Origin of the sequence: Brevibacterium gallinarum (genome assembly GCF_014836885.1) — a bacterium.
In the GTDB taxonomy this organism is placed as follows: domain Bacteria; phylum Actinomycetota; class Actinomycetes; order Actinomycetales; family Brevibacteriaceae; genus Brevibacterium; species Brevibacterium gallinarum.
This window is the reverse complement of the sequence record NZ_JACSPY010000003.1, coordinates 100671-122816: the sequence shown is the minus strand read 5'-3', so window position 1 is coordinate 122816 and position 22146 is coordinate 100671. Positions and strand designations below refer to the sequence as shown.

General features: G+C 67.1%; 19 protein-coding genes and 4 tRNA genes. 20 read left to right on the top strand and 3 right to left on the bottom strand.

Annotated elements, in window-relative coordinates:
- Nucleotides 1-46: 46 nt before the first annotated feature.
- Together zapE and H9634_RS04715 are read left to right on the top strand one after the other, a co-directional pair.
- On the top strand, nt 47-1066 hold the full coding sequence (gene zapE / locus H9634_RS04720) for a cell division protein ZapE (protein WP_191725605.1): 1020 nt from the start codon (nt 47-49) through the stop codon (nt 1064-1066).
- Entirely contained in the window at nt 1066-1977 is a 912-nt protein-coding gene (locus H9634_RS04715) for a PPK2 family polyphosphate kinase (RefSeq protein ID WP_191725604.1), read from the top strand. Before zapE ends, H9634_RS04715 begins: the two co-directional genes overlap by 1 nt.
- Before the next feature lie 19 nt (nt 1978-1996).
- On the opposite strand, the gene H9634_RS04710 is transcribed toward H9634_RS04715, so the two are convergent.
- Nucleotides 1997-2467 (bottom strand): TIGR02611 family protein, encoded by a 471-nt coding sequence (locus H9634_RS04710; protein ID WP_318244998.1) that lies wholly within the window; start codon nt 2465-2467, stop codon nt 1997-1999.
- Between the two features lie 193 nt (nt 2468-2660).
- Here H9634_RS04710 and H9634_RS04705 point away from each other — a divergent pair.
- The 17 genes from H9634_RS04705 to H9634_RS04625 all read left to right on the top strand — a co-directional run bounded on the left by H9634_RS04705 (nt 2661) and on the right by H9634_RS04625 (nt 19137).
- Nucleotides 2661-2733 (top strand) — tRNA-Gly (locus tag H9634_RS04705).
- A gap of 24 nt (nt 2734-2757) precedes the next feature.
- Nucleotides 2758-2828, top strand: a tRNA-Cys gene (locus tag H9634_RS04700).
- Nucleotides 2829-2849: 21 nt separating this feature from the next.
- Nucleotides 2850-2921, top strand: a tRNA-Val gene (locus H9634_RS04695).
- 51 nt (nt 2922-2972) lie between these two features.
- A tRNA-Val gene (locus tag H9634_RS04690) sits at nt 2973-3044 on the top strand.
- A 186-nt stretch (nt 3045-3230) separates the two neighbouring features.
- The gene (locus tag H9634_RS04685) at nt 3231-4325 is read left to right on the top strand and encodes a hypothetical protein (protein ID WP_191725603.1); all 1095 of its coding nucleotides are present in this window, start codon (nt 3231-3233) and stop codon (nt 4323-4325) included.
- A gap of 123 nt (nt 4326-4448) precedes the next feature.
- Nucleotides 4449-6461 carry a threonine--tRNA ligase gene (gene thrS, locus H9634_RS04680; protein ID WP_191725602.1) on the top strand — a complete coding sequence of 671 codons (2013 nt, stop codon included), beginning with the start codon at nt 4449-4451 and terminating at the stop codon, nt 6459-6461.
- Nucleotides 6458-7036: an HIT family protein gene (locus H9634_RS04675; protein ID WP_191725601.1), complete on the top strand. Its 579-nt coding sequence runs from the start codon at nt 6458-6460 to the stop codon at nt 7034-7036. Before thrS ends, H9634_RS04675 begins: the two co-directional genes overlap by 4 nt.
- On the top strand, nt 7033-9066 hold the full coding sequence (locus H9634_RS04670) for an alpha/beta hydrolase family protein (RefSeq protein ID WP_191725600.1): 2034 nt from the start codon (nt 7033-7035) through the stop codon (nt 9064-9066). Before H9634_RS04675 ends, H9634_RS04670 begins: the two co-directional genes overlap by 4 nt.
- A gap of 94 nt (nt 9067-9160) precedes the next feature.
- Nucleotides 9161-9640: an NUDIX hydrolase gene (locus H9634_RS04665; RefSeq protein ID WP_191725599.1), complete on the top strand. Its 480-nt coding sequence runs from the start codon at nt 9161-9163 to the stop codon at nt 9638-9640.
- Nucleotides 9641-9745: 105 nt separating this feature from the next.
- Nucleotides 9746-10501, top strand: coding sequence for a YebC/PmpR family DNA-binding transcriptional regulator (locus H9634_RS04660; protein WP_191725598.1), 756 nt, complete (start codon nt 9746-9748; stop codon nt 10499-10501).
- A gap of 4 nt (nt 10502-10505) precedes the next feature.
- Nucleotides 10506-11117, top strand: a complete 612-nt coding sequence (gene ruvC / locus H9634_RS04655; protein WP_191725597.1) for a crossover junction endodeoxyribonuclease RuvC — start codon at nt 10506-10508, stop codon at nt 11115-11117.
- A gap of 126 nt (nt 11118-11243) precedes the next feature.
- Complete coding sequence (gene ruvA, locus H9634_RS04650) at nt 11244-11858, top strand: Holliday junction branch migration protein RuvA (protein WP_191725596.1); 615 nt, start codon at nt 11244-11246, stop codon at nt 11856-11858.
- Nucleotides 11855-12943, top strand: a complete 1089-nt coding sequence (gene ruvB / locus H9634_RS04645) for a Holliday junction branch migration DNA helicase RuvB (RefSeq protein WP_191725595.1) — start codon at nt 11855-11857, stop codon at nt 12941-12943. Before ruvA ends, ruvB begins: the two co-directional genes overlap by 4 nt.
- A 73-nt stretch (nt 12944-13016) precedes the next feature.
- Entirely contained in the window at nt 13017-13505 is a 489-nt protein-coding gene (locus tag H9634_RS04640; protein WP_318244997.1) for a preprotein translocase subunit YajC, read from the top strand.
- Between the two features lie 24 nt (nt 13506-13529).
- A complete protein-coding gene (secD, locus tag H9634_RS04635; protein ID WP_191725594.1) occupies nt 13530-15635 on the top strand; it encodes a protein translocase subunit SecD in 2106 nt (701 codons plus the stop codon).
- Nucleotides 15635-16660, top strand: coding sequence for a protein translocase subunit SecF (secF, locus tag H9634_RS04630; RefSeq protein ID WP_191725717.1), 1026 nt, complete (start codon nt 15635-15637; stop codon nt 16658-16660). Before secD ends, secF begins: the two co-directional genes overlap by 1 nt.
- A 137-nt stretch (nt 16661-16797) precedes the next feature.
- The gene (locus H9634_RS04625) at nt 16798-19137 is read left to right on the top strand and encodes a RelA/SpoT family protein (RefSeq protein WP_191725593.1); all 2340 of its coding nucleotides are present in this window, start codon (nt 16798-16800) and stop codon (nt 19135-19137) included.
- Nucleotides 19138-19147: 10 nt separating this feature from the next.
- Here H9634_RS04625 and H9634_RS04620 read toward each other — a convergent pair whose 3' ends face one another.
- Both H9634_RS04620 and H9634_RS04615 read right to left on the bottom strand, forming a co-directional pair.
- Nucleotides 19148-19726, bottom strand: coding sequence for a hypothetical protein (locus tag H9634_RS04620; protein ID WP_191725592.1), 579 nt, complete (start codon nt 19724-19726; stop codon nt 19148-19150).
- A gap of 121 nt (nt 19727-19847) precedes the next feature.
- A complete protein-coding gene (locus H9634_RS04615) occupies nt 19848-21290 on the bottom strand; it encodes a DUF349 domain-containing protein (protein ID WP_191725591.1) in 1443 nt (480 codons plus the stop codon).
- Between the two features lie 127 nt (nt 21291-21417).
- On the opposite strand from H9634_RS04615, the gene H9634_RS04610 reads away from it, so the two are divergent.
- Entirely contained in the window at nt 21418-22101 is a 684-nt protein-coding gene (locus H9634_RS04610) for an MBL fold metallo-hydrolase (protein WP_191725590.1), read from the top strand.
- Nucleotides 22102-22146: the final 45 nt, after the last annotated feature.

Below are 22146 nucleotides of genomic sequence, written 5' to 3'. Positions count from 1 at the left end.
CCGGTCGGCCACCACAGCCGGTCAAACGTTTGTAGACTTATGTGCTGTGAGTGAACCGCAGATCATCAAGCTGACCGAGCGCCGCCCGGAGGTCGCCCCCGAAGACCTCATCGACGGATTCGTGCCGCCGCCCCACTTCTCGGATGTGTCGTTCGACAGCTACCGGCCGGACCCGCAGCAGCCCTCGCAGTCCGAAGCCCGCGACAAGCTGCGCGACTTCACCCAGCAGCGCCGGGAGACCGGCTTCCTGTCCAAGCTCTTCGGCTCCAAGCCCAAGGCCGGCAAGGGCATCTATCTCGACGGCGGATACGGCGTCGGCAAGACCCACCTGCTCGCGGCCGCCTGGCACGCCCACGAGAAACCGGCCACCTTCGGCACCTTCGTCGAATACACCAACCTCATCGGCGCCCTCGGCTTCCAGCGCGCCCGCGATGAACTGTCGAAGATGAAGCTCGTGTGCATCGACGAGTTCGAACTCGACGACCCCGGCGACACCGTCATGATGTCGCGGCTCATGCGCGAACTCACCGACGCCGGCGTCAAGATCGTCGCAACCTCCAACACGCTGCCCGGTGCTCTGGGCCAGGGGCGCTTCGCCGCCCAGGACTTCCTGCGCGAGATCCAAGCACTGTCCGCGCAGTTCGCCGTGCTCACCATCGACGGTGAGGACTACCGTCATCGCGGCAGCCCCACGCCTCCGGAACCGGTCGATTCCGCCGGTCTCGACGACTACGCCGCCGGCACCAGCGCGACGACCGTCGCCCGCGATGACTTCGACGAGGTGCTCGACCACCTGTCATCCGTCCACCCGTCCCGGTACAGCCGCATGCTCGAGGGCATCGACATGGCGCTGTGGGACGACGTGCACACCATCGACAGCGAAAGCGTCGCGCTGCGGTTCGTCGCGCTCGTCGACCGGATGTACGACCGTGGCATCAGCATCCACAACAGCGGCCAGCGCCTCGACGCTGTCTTCACCGACGACATGGTCTCCGGCGGATACCGCAAGAAGTACCTGCGCTGCCTGTCCCGGCTCACCGCGCTGGCCAGCGGAACGGAGAAATGATGAAGCTCGAACCCGCTCAGCAGCCGCCGCTTGCCGACAACGTCGAGCAGGCGCCACCGGCGGAGGTCGCCGAACTGCTGCGATTCAGGCCCGGTGACGACTTCGCAGCCATCGACACCTCAGCCACCCCGGGGTTCACAGGGGACAAAGCCGAGGGGAAGAAGGCTCAGGCGATCGACCATGCGCTGCTCTCAGACCTCCAGGAGCGCCTGTACGCCAACGCCAATGCCGGCGACCTGCGCAAGGCAGTGCTGCTCGTGCTGCAGGGCCGGGACACCGCCGGCAAAGGCGGAGTCGTCAAACACGTCGTCGGCGCGCTCAGCCCGCACGGAGTGCAGGTGGCCGCCTTCGGCGTCCCGACCGAGGAGGAGGCCTCCCACCACTTCCTGTGGCGGGTCTACCGAGAGCTGCCGAAGTTCGGCAACATCGGTGTGTTCGACCGATCGCATTACGAGGACATCCTCGCCGTGCGGATGCACAAGCTGCGCCCGCCATCGGTGTGGCTCGAACGCTACGACACGATCAACGGCTTCGAAGACAGCCTGACCGATTCCGGCATCCATATCGTCAAGTGCATGCTCACCGTCTCACAGGAAGAGCAGGCCGAACGGCTGGAGAACCGGCTGCGACGCGTGGACAAGCACTGGAAGTACAACAGCGGCGACGTAGCCGACCGCGGTCGCTGGTCGGAGTACACACAGGCCTACCAGGACGTCCTCGACCGCACCTCGACCGATGACGCGCCGTGGTACGTCATCCCAGCCGACCGGAAGTGGTACTCGCGCTGGGCGATCGTGCGCCTGCTCATCAACGAGCTGCAGAAGCTCGACCTCGACTGGCCCCTCGGGGACTTCGACCCCGAGGAAGAGCTGCGCGATCTCAAGGAGACCAACAAGCAGTTCACCGACTGACTGCGCTCACCGACACGCCTCAGCGCAGCAGCAGCCAGCGGAACACCGGCCAATCCGGCACCCAGTCCGGCAGGCCGGTCATGAGCAGACCCAGCCACACCACGCCCGCGACGAACGCGCCCGTCAGACTGCCGATCGCCAGGGACACAGACCAGTGGCTGGCGCGCAGCCACTCCGTCCACCGGTGCAGCACCGCCCGGCCCCACAGCAGCAGATCCTGCGCCCACTGGAACTCCGAGGCGATGATCGCCAGGCCGATGAACACGATGAGCCATCCAGGGCCCGGCAGCGGCACGAGGATGAGGCCGATGACGATGACGGTTCCGCCCACACAGCCGACGAGCCAGCGGTAGACGAAGGCCGTCTGCGGGTTGCTCATGATGAATCTGCGCCAGCGCAGGAACGACAGCCGGGCACGGCGAAACCACGGCCGACCCTTCTTGTGCGTGCGGGACAGCCAGCCCTGGGGACGGGGATGGCGCTGTGTCACGCCACCAGTGTAAGGATTCCGGCTCCACAGCGTCCTCGGCACCCTCCCAGGTGAGCGTGCTCTCACCGCGCAGGAGAGCGGCAGAACGGGCCTTCTAGAGCATGTGACGAGCGTCACTGCCAGGCGATTTGGCAACTCGGAGTTCACCCGATAGAGTTGTTTCTCGTTGCAAGGAAATCTCCCTCGCAATCATGCGGATGTGGCTCAGTTGGTAGAGCATCACCTTGCCAAGGTGAGGGTCGCGGGTTCGAGTCCCGTCATCCGCTCGGAGACAGGCCAGACCGTCTCACGGTGGAGTGGCCGAGAGGCGAGGCAGCGGCCTGCAAAGCCGTATACGTGGGTTCGAATCCCATCTCCACCTCGGCTTCGCCTTCGGGCGCAAGCGCGATTGGCGCAGCGGTAGCGCGCTTCCTTCACACGGAAGAGGTCACTGGTTCGATCCCAGTATCGCGCACGGCGTTGTACGCCATGCACAAGTGAATACGCCACCACGCAAGTGGGACAGGCGCGATTGGCGCAGCGGTAGCGCGCTTCCCTGACACGGAAGAGGTCACTGGTTCGATCCCAGTATCGCGCACAGAACGAGAATGCCGGGCATAAGCGCCCGGCATTCTGCTTTCCCTCGGTCCTGCTGCAGGCGTGTGCACCCCGCTGTGACAGTCCTGTGACGAGATCGCAACGAGGCTATGCGCCGACGGGCGGACCTGCCGGTTAAGCTGGGGTGGAACGCACTTACCGACCTCGACCTGAAAAGAGAGCCACGATGTCTTCTCAGCCCCCATACGGCTCCGATCCGTACGGCGACAGCGGCCAGGGCGGACAGCCCGGATACGGTTCGCAGCCCGGATACGGCGGACAGCCCCAGTACGGTTCGCAGCCGAGCTACGGCGGACAGCCGCAGTACGGTGAGCAGGCCCCCAACTACTCGGCAGCCGGCGGCTACCCCGGCGGCGAAGCCGGCCCGGCCGACCAGTACTCACCGAACTACAGCGGCCAGGCCGACCCGTACGGCGGTGGATACGGCAGCGGTTACGGCAGCGACTACGGCTCCGGCGGCGATTCGAAGGCCCGCAACATCCTCGGCATCCTCGCACTCATCGCCGGCATCATCGCGTTCCTGACCTCCGGCGGCGCGTGGATCCCGGTCCTCGGCTTCGTCGTAGCCGGCATCGCCTTCCTGCTGGCAATCGCAGCCATCATCCTCGGCTTCATGGGCCTGTCTGCGGCAAAGCAGAACAAGGCGACCAACCGCGGTATGAGCATCGCCGGCCTCATCCTCGGCGGACTGTCCCTGCTGGGCACGATCATCCTCGTCGTCGTCCAGGTCTTCCTCCTCAACTCCATGTCGACGGATCCCGGCCAGGACCCCACCGATGAGCCGACTGATTCGGCGACCCAGGACCCCGGACAGACCAACGGAGCGCCGCCGACCGACGAAGCCGAGCCGACCGAAGATCCCACCCAGCCCGCCAGCGGAGCATCCGAAGGCTCAGTGGACCTGACATCGGGTGTGACGCTGGCCGTGTCCGTCGGACCGGACAACGTCGACTTCGGCGCCAACACGACCAACGGCGAGATCGCTCGGGTCGTCTACACCATCGACAACACCTCCGGATCGGACTTCGACCCCGGCTTCCCGCTGATCACATGCACCTACTCCGGCGGAACCTGCAACGACGTCTTCTCCGGTGATTACTCGGGCGGACTCGCCTTCGAAACCGTCCCAGCCGGAGAGAAGAAGGAATTCGCTCTCGGCTACGAGGTGCCCCACAGCGAGCTGGACTCGCTCAAGCTCGAAGTGACCATCCCGAACTCGGACCAGGGCTCCAACGCCCCCTACACCTTCGAGAAGAAGTAATCCGACCACCTGAGATGGGCTGAGGTTCCGGCAGCGGAACCTCAGCCCATCCGCTTCTGCCGGGCAGCAGAAGCGGTAGACTTTCACCGACCGCCATCACCGACGACACCAAGGAGCACCGCAGTGGCCGATTCCATTCAACTCGAGGGCAGACAGATCCCATTCGAGGAAGGAATGACCGGCACGACGGTGTACGCCGACCGGAAAGACGTCATCGCCATCGAGCTCAACGGCGCCTCCGCAGACCTCGACCGCGAACTCTCACCCGGAGACGTCGTCAACCCGATCACCCTTGCCGACGACGAGGGCCTCAACATCCTGCGCCACTCCGCCGGCCACGTCGTCGCACAGGCTGTGCAGGAGCTCTTCCCCGGCACCAAGCTGGGCATCGGCCCCTACATCACCGACGGCTTCTACTTCGACTTCGACGTCGCTGAGCCCTTCACCCCTGAAGACCTCAAGCAGATCGAGAAGCGGGCCAAGCAGATCATCAAGCAGGGCCAGCAGTTCAAGCGCGTCGTCGTGAGCGAAGACGAAGCGCGCTCCCGCATGGGCAGCGAACCGTACAAGCTCGAACTCATCGACGACCGCGCCAAAGCTGGAGACGACGAAGAGGCATCCGTCGAAGTCGGCGGCGACGAGCTGACCGTGTACGAGAACACCAACCGGCAGGGCGAAGCCGTCTGGCAGGACCTGTGTCGCGGACCGCACCTGCCGAGCACCAAGCACATCGGGCAGGGCTTCGCCGTCACCCGCTCCTCGGCTGCCTACTGGCGCGGTGACCAGGCCAACGCCTCCCTGCAGCGCATCTACGGCACCGCCTGGGCCTCGAAGGAGGACCTCAAGGCCTACCAGGACCGCATCGCCGAAGCCGAGCGCCGCGACCACCGCAAGCTCGGCGCCGAACTCGACCTGTTCTCCTTCCCCGACGAACTCGGCTCCGGCCTGCCGGTCTTCCACCCCAAGGGCGGCATCGTCAAGCGCGAGATGGAGGACTACGTGCGCCGCCGTCACATCGAGGAGGGCTTCTCCTACGTCGGCACCCCGCACATCTCCAAGGAGTCCCTCTTCTACACCTCGGGACACCTGCCGCACTACGGGGAGAACATGTTCCCGGCCCTGCAGGTCGACGAGGTCCGCGACGAGGAGACCGGGGAGATCGTCAAGGCCGGCACCCCGTACCGGCTCAAGGCGATGAACTGCCCGCTGCACAACCTCATCTACCGCTCCCGCGGCCGGTCCTATCGCGACCTGCCGCTGCGGCTGTTCGAGTTCGGCACCGTCTACCGCGACGAGCCCTCCGGCGTCATCCACGGGCTCACCCGTGTGCGCGCCCTGACCCAGGACGACTCGCACTCCTACGTCGCCGAAGAGGACGCGGCCAAAGAGATCCGGCACCTCATCAACTTCGTGCTCTCGCTGCTGCGCGACTTCGGCCTCGATGACTTCTACCTTGAGCTCTCCACCCGTGATGAGGACGGGAAGAAGAAGGAGAAGTTCATCGGCTCCGACGAAGTGTGGGCGGAGGCAACCGAGGTGCTGGAGTCCGTTGCCCTGGAGACCGGTCTCGAACTCGTCCCGGATCCCGGCGGTGCTGCCTTCTACGGACCGAAGATCTCCGTGCAGGCACGCGATGCGCTCGGCCGCAGCTGGCAGATGTCGACGGTGCAGCTGGACTTCAACCAGCCGGAGCGCTTTGACCTCGAATATCAGGCCGCTGACGGCACCCGCAAGCGTCCGGTCATGATCCATGCCGCGAAGTTCGGGTCGATCGAGCGGTTCTTCGGCGTGCTCACCGAACACTACGCCGGCGCGTTCCCTGTGTGGCTGGCCCCGGTGCAGGTGACCTGCGTGCCGGTGGCTGAGGAATTCTCGCCGTACCTGCACGAGGTGGCTGCGAAGCTGCGCGCCCGCGGCGTGCGCGTCGAGGTCGACGACTCCGATGACCGGTTCCCCAAGAAGATCCGCAACGCCTCGAAGTCGAAGGTGCCCTACACCCTCATCGCCGGCGGTGACGACCGTGACGCGGGCGCTGTGTCGTTCCGGTTCCGCGACGGCAACCAGGACAACGGGGTCGCCGTTGATGAGGCCATCGAGCGGATCGTGGAGGCAATCGAGACGAAGGCGCAGGTATGACCGGCGAGGACATCAGCGAGGCAGCCGCCCGGATGCCCGAACCCGAGGCGGCCGCCGGGTTCCCCGGTGAACCCGACGGTCTGCAGCGGCTGTGGACCCCGCACCGGATGGTCTACATCGGCGGGCAGAACAAGCCCAAGGACGACAGCACCCCGGAATGCCCGTTCTGCCTGGCACCGGGCAAGGACGACGAAGAGGGCCTCATCGTCGCCCGCGGTGAGCACGTCTTCGCCGTGCTCAACCTCTACCCGTACAACCCCGGCCACCTGCTCATCTGCCCGTACCGTCACGTCGCTGACTACACAGAGCTGACCGAGGCCGAGACGATCGAGATCGCGCACTTCACCCAGCAGGCGATGCGCGTCATCCGTGCGGTGTCATCACCACACGGCTTCAACCTCGGAATGAACCAGGGCGGCATCGCCGGCGCCGGCATCGCCGCCCACCTGCACCAGCACATCGTGCCGCGGTGGGGCGGGGATGCGAACTTCCTGCCGATCATCGCGCAGACGAAGGCACTGCCGCAGGTGCATGCCGACGTCCGCGAACTCTTCTCCAAGGAATGGGCCGCATGAAACCAGCCGACATCACCTCCCTCATCAGCTGCGCCGAGCCGGTCTCGGCCGGCGAGCGCATCTTCTGCCAGCTCACCCGCCCCGACGTCGAGGCCAACAGCTACCGGTCCCAATACGTCGCCCGCCCGCTCCCGGTCACGGGCACCGGCTCCGCCACCGCCTCGGGCGCGGCAGGGGAGTGGACTCGTCTCAGCCACGGCTGGAACGACAGCGCACTGACGATCACCGATGACGCCTTCGGATTCCTGCGCGCCGCCCGCCCGAAGGAATCCCCGCAGCTGTACATCGGCGCCACCGGTGCCGAAGCCAGGCGCCTGACCGACGCGCCGCTGGGCGTCAGCGGCTTCGCCTTCGACCCCTCGGGGAAGCGGGCCGTCTACCTCGCCCGCACACCTGAAGAGGGCCGCTACGGCACCGACGAGGACATCAGCGCCGATGCCGAGGCCCCGCGCCACATCACCGCAGCAAGCTACCTCAGCGACGGACTCGGCTACGGCGGCGACCGCCTCACCCAGCTGTTCTCCGTCGACCTGACCGACCCGGGGATGACCGCCGAGAGCCTGCTCGGCAGCGACACGCTGCCTGAGTCTGTGCAGCTGACCGACCACGCCGAGGACGTCAGCGACCCGCAGTTCAGCCCAGCCGGCCAGCTCAGCGTCGTCGCAGGCCTCGAACAGCCGACCGGCGACGTCGATCTGCGCTCCCACCTGTGGCTTATCACCGATGAGGGCATGGAGCGCATCGACCTGGGCATGCACAGCGCCCACGCCCACACGTGGCTCGACGAGGACCGCATCGCCTTCATCGGCGTCGAACACCGACAGTCGGTCATCGACTTCGTCGCCGCACTGCCCGGTCTCTTCATCCACGACCGCTCCACCGGCCAGACCACCCGGATCACATGCGATGAGACAATCGAACTCGAAGGCATCCGGCCGGTCATCGCCGACGGCTGCGCCTACGTCGTCCTCACCGTCGACGGCTCCCAGCGCGCCGCCCGCATCCCGCTCGATGCCGGCACGGTGAGCCTGGCAGACGGTGAGCTCACGCTCGCCGAGGCGACCGGCGCCTCGGGCGCGGAGAGCGCACCAGCCCTGCTGAGCCCGCCCGAACTCGTCGTCACCGGCCTGTGCCGGCACGGCGAGCAGCTCATCGTCACCGCAGCGACCGTCACCTCACCCGGTGAGGTCTTCGCTATCGACGCATCAGGCGGCCTCACCCAGCTCAGCGACTTCGCCACCAGCCTCGTCGACGAGCCGCTGCGTGTCTCCACCCCGCAGCCGGTGTCGGCGACGACTCCGCTGGGCGATGTGCACGGCTGGGTGGCGATCCCTCACGGTGAAGGCCCGTTCCCTGTCATCCTCAACATCCACGGCGGGCCGTTCTCCCAGTACACCGAGGCGCTGTTCGACGAGACCCAGGTGCTCACCGGCGCCGGGTACGCCGTCGTGTATGCCAACCCGCGCGGCTCCAATGGCCGCGGACGCGCCTGGGGGCAGGCCGTGCAAGGCGATATGGCCGCTCCGGCACACGCTGATGTGCTCGCGATCCTCGATGCGGCACTGGCCGCCCACCCGCAGCTCGATGCCAGCCGGCTCGGCATCCAGGGCGGATCCTACGGCGGCTACCTCACCGCGATGGTCCTCAATGCCGAGGGCCGGTTCGCCGCCGGCATCGTCGAACGCGGCTACCTCGACCCGACGACCTTCATCGGCACCTCTGACATCGGCCGGTTCTTCAGCGAGGAGTACTCCGGACGCGACCCGGAGCGGATCGCCGCCCAGTCGCCGATGACGGATATCGAGGGCAACACCACTCCGACGCTCGTCATCCACTCCGAACGCGACTTCCGCTGCCCGCTGGAGCAGGCGCAGCGGTACTACGCCGCCCTGCAGCGCGCCGGCACGCACACCGAGCTGCTCATCTTCCCCGGCGAGAGCCACGGGCTCTCCCGCACCGGCCAGCCGCGGCACCGCGTGCAGCGCTTCGAACACATGCTCAACTGGTGGAGCACGCACCTGCGCACCTGAAGTGATATCCACCGCGCCCCCGCAGTCCCGGCGGGAGGCCGCCGCAAACGACCGCACGAGAGCTGGCGCACCAGCTCAGCCGAGAGGAAGCAGAATGAAAGCCCGCACCGCAGCACGCGTCGTGCTGCTCAACCCGGCAGGAGAGGTGCTCCTGCTGCATGTCAAGGACATGCACGACGATTCACGCCACTGGTGGATCACCTGCGGTGGCGGTGCCCAACTCGGTGAGACCGCCGTGCAGACAGCCGCACGCGAGCTCTCCGAGGAAGCCGGCATCGAGTGCGACCCAGCCGACCTCCTCGGCCCGCTGGCCAGCCGCTCGTTCGTCATGGAGTTCAAGCACCACTCGACGATCCAGCACGAGACCTATTACGGCATGCAGTGCGATGAGGACTTCGACTTCGATGAGGCGATCTGGACTGACATCGAAAAGGCCTCGATCGTCGAAGGCCGGTGGTGGTCGCTGTCCGAGCTGAGCTCCACCACCGACGTCATCTACCCGCCGCAGCTGCCGACCCTGGTGCAGATGGTGCAGCGCCGGGACGTGCCGGACGAACCGCTGGTGCTCGAATAGCGGCCAGTCGCGGCGGTACACTTCAGACAGCCCTGCGGCAGGCCCCGGCGCTGCTGACGCCGGCCGCAAACGGCACAGACGCACAACCGAGACGAGGAGACATCCGTGGCAGGCCACTCCAAGTGGGCGACAACCAAGCACAAGAAGGCAGCGATCGACGCCAAGCGCGGAAAGCTGTTCGCCAAGCTCGTCAAGAACATCGAAGTCGCAGCCCGCAACGGCGGCGCCGACGTCGAGGGCAACCCCACCCTGTTCGACGCGATCCAGAAGGCCAAGAAGTCCTCGGTGCCCAATGACAACATCGAGCGGGCCGTCAAGCGCGGCGCCGGACTCGACGGCGGCGGTGTCGACTACGAGACCATCATGTACGAAGGCTACGGCCCCGGCGGTGTCGCCATGCTCATCGAATGCCTGACCGACAACCGCAACCGCGCCGCCTCCGAGGTCCGGGTCGCGGTGACCCGCAACGGCGGGTCGATGGCCGATCCCGGTTCGGTCTCCTACAACTTCAACCGCAAGGGCGTCATCGTCGTCCCCGCCGAGGGCACCGATGACGAGGCGATCATGGAGGCCACCCTCGAAGCCGGCGCTGAAGAGGTCAACGACAACGGCGAGACCTTCGAGATCATCTCCGAGGCCACTGACCTCGTCGCCGTGCGCACCGCACTGCAGGAAGCCGGCATCGACTACGATTCAGCCGACGCCTCCTTCGTGCCCAACATCGAGGTGCCCCTCGACGCGGCGACCGCGAAGAAGGTCTTCAACCTCATCGACGTGCTCGAAGACTGCGATGACGTGCAGAACGTCTACTCCAACGCCGACGTCTCCGATGAGGTGCTCGCCGAGCTGAACGGCGCCTGAGCCGATGCGCGTGATGGGAGTCGACCCGGGCCTGACCCGCTGCGGCATCGGCGTCATCGACGCCGCGCGCATCCACCGGCCGGCTCTCGTCGCCGTCGACGTCATCGAGACCCCCAGCGTCGGCGCCGTCGACACCCGCCTCGGCGCGCTGGCCGATGCCTTCGACCGGTGGCTCGATGCGCACCGGCCCGATGTCGTGAGCATCGAACGGGTCTTCGCCCGCCACAACGTCTCCACCATCATCGGCACCGCCCAGGCATCCGGGCTGACGATGGGCCTGGCCGCCCGCCGCGGCATCCCCGTGGCCATGCACACCCCGTCTGAGGTCAAGGCCGCGGTCACCGGCAGCGGCCGGGCCGGCAAGGCGCAGGTGACGAACATGGTCACCCGGATCCTGCGGCTTGACGCCCCGGTCAAGCCCGCCGACGCCGCCGATGCCCTGGCCCTGGCGATCTGCCACCTGTGGCGCGGCGCCGGCGCGGCCGGATCGACCCCGGGAATGACGAAGGACGTCGACACCCGGCAGAGTGGCGGCCGGCAGGGCAGCTCGCTGACCCCGGCTCAGCAGCAGTGGGCAGAGGCTCTCAAGAGCGCCGGGACGCCGCGGCGCCGCTGACGCCGCGCACGTGACCCCGCGCACGAGGCACCCTGGCCTCGGCACACGCCGGAGCCGAGGTGCCCGGTTCCGTCCGCACGACCGATTAGAGTGGTATTCGTACATACGTTCACACCTGGAGCTTGAGTGATCACCTACCTTTCGGGCACGGTCGCCAGCGTGCGCCCTGACAGCCTCACCGTCGTCACCGCCGGCATCGGACGCCGCGTCTTCGCCACCCCGGCCCTGACTGCTGGCGTGCGCCACGGCCAGGACATCGAACTGCACACCGTGCTCGTCGTCCGCGAGGACTCGCTGACCCTGTTCGGATTCGGCGACGCCGCGGAGCGCGACCTGTTCGAAACCCTGCAGACGATCTCCGGCATCGGCCCCCGCCTGGCCCTGGCAGTGCTCTCGGTGCTCAGCCCAGATGAGCTGCGCCAGGCGATCGCCGATGAGGATCAGGCGGCGCTGACGAAGGTGCCCGGCATCGGCAAGAAGGTCGCCGCCCGGCTCATGCTCGAACTCGCCGGCAAGCTCACCGCCTTCCCGCAGCCGACCGGCACAGCAGCGGCACCCGCAACTCCGGCAGGTGGGACCGATGTGGTCTCCGCACAGGTCGTGGAGGGACTCGTCAACCTCGGCTGGCGGCAGGCGCAGGCTGAGAAGGCCGTGGCTGACACGCGCGCAGAGTTCGACACCGAGCCGACCACCCCTGAACTGCTCAAGGCCACCCTCAAGACGATCGGCGGGCGTGTATGAGCGAACCGAGCTACGAAGTGGAGTTCACCGGCGATGCCCTCACCGGTGCCGAGAGCGCACGCCTGACCCGCGCTGGAGCCGATGACGCTGAACGAGCCGCCGAGGTCGCACTGCGCCCGCGCGGGCTCGAGGACTTCACCGGCCAGCCGCAGGTGCGCGAACAGCTCTCGCTCGTCCTCGATGCCGCAGCTGCGCGCAACCGCGCTCCCGATCATGTGCTGCTTTCCGGCCCGCCGGGACTGGGCAAGACCACCCTGGCGATGATCATCGCCCACGAGCTCGGCACCCAGATCCGCGTCACCTCGGGACCGGCCGTCCAGCACGCCGGCGACCTCGCGGCGATCCTGTCCTCCCTCGAAGAGGGCGAGGTGCTCTTCATCGACGAGATCCACCGGGTCGCCCGCGCAGCCGAGGAGATGCTCTACGTCGCCATGGAGGACTTCCGCGTCGACGTCATCGTCGGCAAAGGACCCGGTGCCACCGCCATTCCGCTCGACCTGCCGCCCTTCACCCTGGTCGGGGCCACCACCCGTTCCGGTCTGCTGCCGGCACCGCTGCGCGACCGTTTCGGCTTCACCGGCCACCTCGACTTCTACTCCGAAGAAGACCTGCACACCGTGCTGCGCCGTTCAGCGCAGATGCTCGACGTCGAAGCCGATGCCGCGGGACTGCAGGAGATCGCCACCCGCTCCCGCGGCACCCCGCGCATCGCCAACCGGCTGCTGCGCCGGGTGCGCGACTGGGCGCAGGTCCGCGGCCGCGGCATCGTCGACTACGACGCCGCGCGCGCCGCGCTCAAGGTCTACGAAGTCGACGAGCGCGGCCTCGACCGGCTCGACCGAGCTGTGCTGCGCGCCCTGTGCGAACGCTTCGACGGCGGGCCGGTCGGCCTGCGCACCCTGGCGGTGTCGGTGGGGGAGGAGCCGGAGACCGTCGAAGAGGTCGCCGAACCGTTCCTCGTGCGGGAGGGCCTCATCTCCCGCACTCCGCGCGGACGCATCGCCACAGGTCAGGGCTGGCGCCACCTCGGGCTCGCGCCGCAAGACGCCGAACGGGCTCTCTTCGAGTTCACAGACGACGATTAGTGATTGCCGCCGCATCGCCACTAGACTGACTTCTTGGCTATAGCCCCGTCATATCGAAAGGCTGATCTCACTCGTGGATCCCACAACACTCATCTTCCTTGGCCTCGGCGCCCTCATGCTGTTCTTCCTGTTCAGCAGCCGCAAGAAGCAGAAGGCCCGCCAGGAGAGCATCAAGTCCAATCTGGTGCCCGGTGCCGAGGTGATGACGACGTTCGGTGTGTACGGAACCGTGCTCACTGTCTCGCCGGAGGATCACATCGTCACGATCGAAAGCGGCCCCGGCACTGTGCTGCGCATCCACCAGCAGGCCATCGGCCACATCGAGCCGTCCGCCGGTGTCGCCACCGACGGGCTGTCCGAGGACACCGCCGCTGACGTCGACCGCGACCTGCCTGCCGATGACACGCTGGCTGCCGATGACCGTCTGGCAGACGAGCGCGTGGATGATTCCGATCGCCTCGACAACTATCGCGGCGGCAACTACGGCGGCGGCGACTACACGTCCGACAACGACCTCGATGACCGGCGCCGCGATGACCGCGGTGACGACTTCAAGGCCTGATCACACCCCAACGAAAGATCCCCTGTGTCAACTTCCGCAGACAAGCCCCGTCCGGGACTGCGCTTTGCGTGGCTGACGATCTTCACGCTGGCCCTCGTCGCCCTCATCGGCGGCGGGGCCATCTGGTCGAACGCCTCCTGGACCCCGAAGCTCGCCCTCGACCTCGAAGGCGGCACCTCCATCATCCTCGAACCGCAGCTGGAGGATCAGCGCATCACCCAGGAGCAGCTCGAACAGGCGGTTGCGATCATCCGCCAGCGCGTCGATTCCACGGGTGTGTCCGAAGCTGAGATCACCACGCAGGGCGACCGCAACATCATCGTCAACCTGCCGGGCAACCCGGATGAGCAGACCCGTGAGCTCGTCCGCTCCTCAGCGCAGATGGTGTTCCGCCGCGTCGCCGTCGTCGCCCCTCCCGAGCCGGACACCGGCGAGCAGCCTGCCGAGGAGCAGGGCGAGGAGGGCAACGACGCCACAGACGAGGAGAAGAAGCAGCTCGAGGAGCTGCTCAAGGATCAGGGCGGCGACGAGCAGGCCCCTGCAGAAGACGACCCAGCACAGGGCGGTGCCGGTTCGGTGACGGCTGCCGATGGCACCGACGTCAGGGCCCAGCAGCCCAGCGACGCCGGCACTGTGCCCGGCCCGGCCGGCAACCCCGGCGATGCCGAGGATGCCGAGTCCGGTCAGGACACTGTCAAGGAAGGCGAATTCCCGCGCTTCGACCCGCAGACCGATCAGTCGTGGCTGACGCCGGAGATCCTGCAGACATTCCAGGAACTCGACTGCACCAAGGAGGAGAACCGCATCCGAGGCGAAGCAGGCCCTGACGATCAGCCGGTCGTCGCCTGTGACCAGAGCGGTGCGGCGAAGTACGTGCTCGGACCCGTCGAATTCGACGGCTCGCACATCACCGATGCCGAGTTCACCTTTGAGACGACCGCACAGGGCGCTCAGACGAACCGTCCCGCCGTCTCCATGACCCTTGACAACTATGGCGCTGAGGCCTTCGGCCAGATTTCGGGCGCGCTCACCGGTCTGCAGGAGCCCTACAGCCAGTTCGCGATGGTGCTCGACGGTCAGGTGCTCTCCGCGCCGCGCTCCCAGGCCCACATCACCGACGGCCGGATGATCATCACCGGTGAGTTCACCGTCGAGGAAGCCGAGACTCTGGCCAGCCAGCTGAAGAACGGCTCGCTGCCGATCAGCTTCCAGGTCCAGAGCGAACAGCAGATCTCACCCACCCTGGGTGCCGACTACCTCGCCAAGGGCCTGCTGGCCGGCGGCATCGGCCTGCTGCTCGTCGTCGGCTACTCGCTCATCCAGTACCGCGTCCTCGGCCTGGTGACGGTCTCCAGCCTCGCCGTCGCCGGTGTGCTGACGTATCTGCTGCTGCTGTTCGTCACATGGCGCTACGGCTACCGGCTGTCACTGGCCGGTGTCGCCGGCCTCATCGTCGGCATCGGCATGACCGCAGACTCCTTCATCGTCTACTTCGAACGCGTGCGAGACGAGCTGCGCTCCGGGCGCAAGCTCACGAGCGCCGTCGAAATCGGCTGGGACCGCGCCAAGCGCACGATCTTCGCCTCGAAGGCCGTCAACATGCTCGCTGCGGTGATCCTCTACATCCTCGCCGTCGGCAGCGTGCGCGGCTTCGCGTTCACGCTCGGCCTCACCGTCATCATCGACGTCATCCTCGTCATCCTCTTCACCCACCCGATGCTGCAGGTGCTGGCGCGCACGCACTTCTTCGGTTACGGCCACCCGTGGTCGGGTATGGATCCGCGTCAGCTCGGCGTCAAGATGGCCGCCTACCGCGGTGCGATGGGCCTGGACCTGGAGAAGGCGAAGGAGAAGTCGAAGAAGCGCGGCTCCTACCGGGAGGCCAAGCGCCGGCAGGCCAGCATCGACAAGCGCTCCGGTTCTTCGACACGCGTCAGCCGGAAGTCCACCGGCACGTTGAGTGCTGACCGATCAGAGCTCTCGATCGCCGAGCGCAAGGCGCTGCGCGAGAAGGAAGCGCGCGAGAAGGAGGCCCGGAAACGGGAGGCAGGTGCCGAGGCCGATGAGGCGCGCACCGACAGCGATGACGTGACTGCCGGAGCCGGACGAACGGACGGTGATGCCCGATGATGCGCTCGTTCTTCGCCTGGGGCAATGACCTGCACTCGGGTCGCACCTCGATCCCGTTCATCAAGCGCTCGAAGCTGTGGCTGGGCATCGCGGTCGCCCTCATGATCGCCTCGCTCATCGTGCCGCTGCTGGGCGGATTCAACCTCGGCATCGCCTTCAAGGGCGGATCCCAGTTCCAGATCGCCAACACCTCCGACACCTCCGAGCAGCACGCCCACGACGCAGTCGCCGAGGTCGTCGGCAACAGTGTCTCGACCTCCGTCGTGCCGACCTCGGACACCTCCATCAAGATCGACACCGACCAGCTGACCGATGATCAGATGCAGCAGGTCCGCGACGCGCTCGTGACGTCGTACAGCGTCGAGAACGAGGACGTCACCTCGAACTTCGTCGGCCCCAAGTGGGGTCAGGACGTGACCGAGAAGATGACGCGGGCGCTCATCATCTTCGTCGCGATCGCGATGCTCGTGATGGCGATCTACTTCCGCACCTGGAAGATGTCGCTGGCGGCGATCCTCGGCCTCGTCTTCGTCATGGTCCTCACGATGGGCATCTACTCCGCCCTCGGCTTCGAGGTCACACCGGAGGCGATCATCGGCTTCCTCACGGTGCTGAGCTTCTCGCTGTACGACACGGTGGTGGTCTTCGACAAGATCCGCGAGAACACGGAGGACTTCAAGGAGAATAACCGCATGAAGTTCTCCGAGCTCGTCAACCTCGGCGTCAACCAGACGACCGTGCGTTCGATCAACACCTCGATGATCTCGGTGCTGCCGATTGCAGCCATCCTCTTCATCGGCGTGTTCCTGCTCGGCGCCGGCACCCTGACCGACATCGCGCTCTCGCTGTTCATCGGCACGATCGTCGCTGCCGCCTCGACCCTGTTCGTCGCCTCGCCGCTGTACAACCTGCTGCGGCAGAACGAACCGGCCGTCAAGGAACAGGAGGCGATGGTCGACGAGCACCGCCGCAAGCGCGGACTGCCCGACCGCCCACCGGTGCTGTTCGAGGACGTGCGCGCCTGAGCCCCAGCAGCGGACACGAGCGCCTCGATCGCGCGGCGCACAGAAGCGCGTAAGATGGACAGACCATGACAGGATTGCACTCCTGTCATGGTCTGTTGATTGTGTGACGTCGGTTGACGATGTGACGTCTGCTGATCATGCGACGAAGGGAGCGACACGTGGCCGATACCACCGGTGAGTCCACGCGCAGGCCGCGCGGCATTTCCCGACTGGCCTTCTGGACGGCCCGCTCCCAGCACGCCCCGCAGCACCCGAAGGCCCTCGGCCCGCTGCTGCAGGCCGTCGCCCACAACCACCCGAAGGACGATGTCGAGCTCATCGTCCGGGCATACCGCACCGCCGAGAAATGGCATCGCGGCCAGATGCGCAAGAGCGGCGACCCCTACATCACCCACCCGGTCGCGGTCGCCACCATTCTCGCCGAGATCGGCATGAACTCCTCGACGCTGGCTGCGGCCCTGCTGCACGACACCGTCGAGGACACCGACTACAGCCTCGACCAGCTGCGCGAGGACTTCGGCGACGAGATCGCGCTCATGGTCGACGGCGTCACCAAGCTCGACAAGATCGAATACGGCGCCGCCACCCAGTCCGAGACCGTGCGCAAGATGATCCTGGCGATGTCGAAGGACATCCGGGTGCTCGTCATCAAGCTCGCTGACCGGCTGCACAACGCCCGCACGTGGAAGTACGTCCCGGCCGCCTCGAGTGAGAAGAAGGCCAAGGAGACCCTGGAGATCTTCGCCCCGCTGGCACACCGGCTGGGCATGAACACCATCAAATGGGAGCTCGAGGATCTGTCCTTCCAGGTGCTCTACCCGAAGGTGTACAGCGAGATCGTCCGGCTCGTCGCCGAGCGTGCTCCCGAGCGCGAGAAGTACCTCGCGATTGTGTCGAAGGAGATCAAGGACGAAGCCGGCGAAGCCAACATCATCGCCGAGATCTCCGGCCGCCCGAAGCACTACTACTCGATCTACCAGAAGATGGTCGTCCGGGGCCACGAGTTCGCCGACATCTACGACCTCGTCGGCGTGAGAGTGCTCGTGGAGACAGTGCGCGAATGCTACGGCGTGCTCGGCCTCGTACACGCGAAGTGGTTGCCGATCGCAGGGCGTTTCAAGGACTACATCGCGATGCCGAAGTACAACATGTACCAGAGCCTGCACACCACGGTCATCGGACCCTACGGCAAACCGGTCGAGATCCAGATCCGGACGCACGAGATGCACCGGCGGGCCGAGTTCGGCATCGCCGCACACTGGAAGTACAAGGACCGCCGGAAGGTCAACCCGCAGGCGATCAACGCCGCCGGCGGCCGGATGGCGAAGGTCGGCGACTCCGGTGAGGTCGACCAGGTCGCCTGGCTGCGTCAGCTGCTCGACTGGCAGCGGGAGACCTCCGATCCCGACGAGTTCCTCGACAACCTGCGCTTCGAGGTCAACTCCAAAGAGGTCTACATCTTCACGCCCAAAGGCGACATCATCTCCCTGCCGGCCGATGCCACCCCGGTCGACTTCGCCTATGCCGTGCACACCGAGGTCGGACACAAGACGATGGGGGCCCGCGTCAACGGCCGGCTCGTGTCGTTGGATTCGAAGCTGCACAACGGCGATGTCGTCGAAGTCTTCACCTCCAAGGACGAGAACGCCGGACCGTCCCGCGACTGGCTGGCCTTCGTCACCAGCCCGCGGGCGCGCAACAAGATCCGCCAGTGGTTCTCCAAGGAGCGCCGTGAAGAGGCGATCGAGACCGGTCGCGATCAGCTGGCCCGGGCGATGCGCCGTCACCACCTGTCAGCCGATGCGCTCATGAGCCAGGAGGCGCTGCTCGTCGTCGCCAGCGAGCAGCGGCTGCCGGATGTCACCGCCCTCTACGCCGCCATAGGCAACGGCAACATGTCGGCTGCCCACGTCGTCGACCTCCTGGCCAAGGAGGTCTCGGCGGACGAGCAGGAGGACGACCAGCCGACGACGGAGATCCTGCGGCCGTCGAACCGGCGCGGCAAGTCCCGCGGCCACCATTCCTCAACCGACGGTGTGCGCGTCAAGGGCTCCGACGACATCCTCGTCAAGCTCGCCCGCTGCTGCACTCCAGTCCCCGGCGACACCATCATGGGATTCGTCACCCGCGGAGCAGGGGTGTCCGTCCACCGGACCGACTGCAAGAACGTCTCCAGCCTCAAACGCGAACCCGAGCGCATCGTCGAAGTCGAATGGGCACACCATTCGCAGGGCATCTACCTCGTCCAGATCCAGGTCGAGGCACTCGACCGCGCTGGACTGCTCTCCGACATCACCAAGGTGCTCACCGACAACCACGTCAACATCCTCTCCGCTTCGGTGGCGACGTCTCGCGCCCGTGTTGCGCAGTCGCGGTTCGTCTTCGAGATCGGCGACTCCACTCACCTCGACACGGTGCTCTCGGCAGTCAAACAGGTGGAAGGGGTCTTCGACGTCTACCGCATCACCGGAGGCTGAAGCGCCGGTCTCAGCGCACCGGCAGCAGCGTGCGCGCGTGCGGGATGATGTCGCCGAGCAGCTGGCGCATCCGCACAAGGTGCGGGCGCCGGTACTGCTCAGCGACGAACCGGGTGAGCGCGATCTGCTCATCGAAGCCGACTGATTCGAGCACTGACTCAGCCGCGGTGCGCAGCGTCTGCTCGTCCGTGCCGGCATCGAGGAGCTCATAGAGCAGGTCGTACAGAGTCCGTTCCGGACTGGTCAGCGCCAGCCCGGCCAGCTCAGCCTCCTCACCGGGACACACATCGCGTTCGTGGACGACGACCGGCAGGCGGGCGGCCCGGATGCGGCGCCGCACCCGGGTGGTGTACTCCGCGACCACCGGGGCCAGACCCGAACCCCACCACACCCAGTGCGCCGACCGGTGGCTGAGCACCAGTCCCGGCAGGGGAGCGGCCTCGACGCTGCTGGCCCGCAGCCGCGCATCGACGGGCATGCCCACCGGCGCCCAGCACGTGGCCGAAAGCCGGAAGGCCAGCCCATCGAAGGTCAGCTCCATGAGCTCGGTGTAGCTCAGCGGCTCACCCAAACGCAGCAGATCGTCCATGCCCCCACTCTGGCCCACCGGAGCGGGCCAGACCAGACGCTGTGAGAATCTGTGGACACAGCACTGCGGCCCGCCTGATGACAGGCGAGCCGCAGTCGGCAGTCTCAGACGGACACTGCCGTCACTGCATCTCCTCAGCCGTGCGCGCGACCTGGTCGCGCCAGGCGCGCCGGGCCTCGAGCGCCTCCCGCGCTGTGGCGATGTCGCCGTCCTTGCCGGCGGTCTCGGCCTTGTCCAGCTCTGCCTCCAGCTCAGCGATCGAGGCATCGAGCTGGGCGAGCATGCCCGAGGTGCGGGCCTGATGCTCGGGGTTCGTGCGCCGCCACTCGGCGTCCTCCGCCTCCGCCAGCGCCCGTTCGACGGCCCGCAGCCCGCCTTCCATCCGGGAGATGTCAGCCCGCGGCACCTTGCCGGCGTCCTCCCACTGATCCTGGATGACGCGCAGCTTCTCCTTCGCCGTCACCGGATCGGTGATCGGCAGCAGCGCCTCAGCCTCAGCCAGCAGCTGCTCCTTGACCTTGAGATTGCCGACGTACTCGGCCTCAACCTCTTCATTGGCCCGGTTGCGGGCAGCGAAGAACCGGTCCTGGGCGGCCCGGAACTTCGCCCACAGGGCGTCGTCGTCCTTGCGTCCGGCGCGCGGGGCGGCTTTCCACCGGTCCATCAGGCGCCGGTACTGCTGGGCGGTCTCGCGCCAGTCAGTCGAATCCGACAGCGCTTCAGCCTCGGTCACGAGCTTCTGCTTGATCCGCTTGCCCTCGGCGTTGCGCTCATCGAGGGCGGAGAAGAACTCGCGGCGGGCCTTGTCGAAGCGGTTGCGGGCCTTGGAGAACCGTCCCCACAGCTGCTGGTCCTGCGACCGCGGCAGCCGTGGCGTCGTCGCCTGCACCTGCTTCCACTGCTCGAACAGCTCCTTCATGCGGGCACTCGACTGCTTCCACTGCACCCGCGCCGGATCAGCGTCGGCGATCGCCTCGGCTTCCTCCACCACGGCGATGCGCGCCTGCAGGCCGGCGGCCTTCGACTCCTCATGCGCCCGCGCCTGCTGGGCGGTGGCCTCAGCGGCCTGCTCCGACACAGCATCGAGCCGGGCGCGCAGCGCATCGAGGTCACCGACGACCTGCGCCTCAGCCAGCGCCTCGCGCTGGGTTCCCGCCGCCTCGGCGACGGTCGCACCGGCGGCACCGGCAGCCAGACGCTGCTCGAGCAGCGTGACGGCATCGGCGAGATCGAGGTACTTCTTCGCGAAGTACTCCAGCGCCTGGGACTCATCGGCATCCGGGTACTGACCGACCTCCCGCTCACCCTCAGCGGTCGTGACGTAGACTGTCGAATCCTCACCGACCCGGCCGAACGTCTTCGCCTCAGCGATCTCAGCGGTCCGGTCGTGGGCGGGCGCCACGGGGGCGGCAGGGGCCTGACCGGGCCGGGGGCGCAGGGCCGCCGGCGACGGGATCGCAGACGGCTTGGGCACCGGTGCCGGCTTCGGCTTCGGGGCGTCGGAGGACTGGGAAGCGCCGGCAAGCGTGGGCGCGGAAGTGGGCTGCTGCGTCTCGTCGGTCATATGGCACCTTGTCGTATCGTCGGTCGAATCCTGTGACGGATCACTCAACGCGGGAATGTACCTTCCCAGCATAACGACAAAACCGCAGCCTCCTGCCGCGCTCCGCACCGGCCGATACACTGGTCGTATGGAGATTGCCGGAGTCCGCGCCGAGTTCCTCGACGTCAACTGCTATGCCGTCGCCGCTGAGCACCCCGAGGGGCAGGCCCGCGAATGCCTGCTCGTCGACGCCGGCTTCGACTGCGCCCCGCGCATGAAGACGCTGCTCGACGAACTCGGCTGGACCCCGGTCGCGGTGCTGCTCACCCACGGCCACCCCGACCATGTGCTCGGCCTGCCCCGCCTGCGCGAGGTGTTTCCGCACCTGGAGGCCCATCTCGCCGCCCCTGACGTCTACCGGCTGACAGACCCGGCCGGAACCCTGTCACCGGAGCTCGGGCAGATGCTCGGCGGGATGATCGGCGACTGGACCGCCCCCGAGGTGGTCGAGACCGCCGATGGTGCGTCCTGGCAGGCTGCCGGGCTGGCGATCGAGGCGACCCTCGCCCCCGGGCACACCGAGGGCTCGACACTGTGGCGGGTGCGCGACACCTCGGGCGCGGCAGAGGACCTGGAGGTGCCCGAAGTGCTCTTCACCGGCGATGTGCTCTTCGCTGGGTCGATCGGGCGCACCGATCTGCCCGGCGGCGACGATGCGGCGATGCGCACCTCGCTGCGCCTGTTCGCCGCGCTGCCCGACACCCCGATCCTGCCCGGGCACGGGCCCGGCAGCACGATCGCCCACGAGCTGCGCACCAACCCCTTCCTCTGAACCCGGCTCCTGCCGCAGGAGACCAGCGCACATGACGACCAGCCG

Bases quoted from the DNA above. Each gene is read 5' to 3' on its own strand.
- H9634_RS04625 (WP_191725593.1), top strand. From the start codon at position 16,798: ATGCGACGAAGGGAGCGACACGTGGCCGATACCACCGGTGAGTCCACG.
- H9634_RS04670 (WP_191725600.1), top strand. From the start codon at position 7,033: ATGAAACCAGCCGACATCACCTCCCTCATCAGCTGCGCCGAGCCGGTC.
- H9634_RS04620 (WP_191725592.1), bottom strand. From the start codon at position 19,726: ATGGACGATCTGCTGCGTTTGGGTGAGCCGCTGAGCTACACCGAGCTC.
- H9634_RS04610 (WP_191725590.1), top strand. From the start codon at position 21,418: ATGGAGATTGCCGGAGTCCGCGCCGAGTTCCTCGACGTCAACTGCTAT.
- ruvB (WP_191725595.1), top strand. From the start codon at position 11,855: ATGAGCGAACCGAGCTACGAAGTGGAGTTCACCGGCGATGCCCTCACC.
- H9634_RS04615 (WP_191725591.1), bottom strand. From the start codon at position 21,290: ATGACCGACGAGACGCAGCAGCCCACTTCCGCGCCCACGCTTGCCGGC.
- ruvC (WP_191725597.1), top strand. From the start codon at position 10,506: ATGCGCGTGATGGGAGTCGACCCGGGCCTGACCCGCTGCGGCATCGGC.
- H9634_RS04665 (WP_191725599.1), top strand. From the start codon at position 9,161: ATGAAAGCCCGCACCGCAGCACGCGTCGTGCTGCTCAACCCGGCAGGA.
- H9634_RS04715 (WP_191725604.1), top strand. From the start codon at position 1,066: ATGAAGCTCGAACCCGCTCAGCAGCCGCCGCTTGCCGACAACGTCGAG.
- H9634_RS04685 (WP_191725603.1), top strand. From the start codon at position 3,231: ATGTCTTCTCAGCCCCCATACGGCTCCGATCCGTACGGCGACAGCGGC.
- secF (WP_191725717.1), top strand. From the start codon at position 15,635: ATGCGCTCGTTCTTCGCCTGGGGCAATGACCTGCACTCGGGTCGCACC.
- H9634_RS04675 (WP_191725601.1), top strand. From the start codon at position 6,458: ATGACCGGCGAGGACATCAGCGAGGCAGCCGCCCGGATGCCCGAACCC.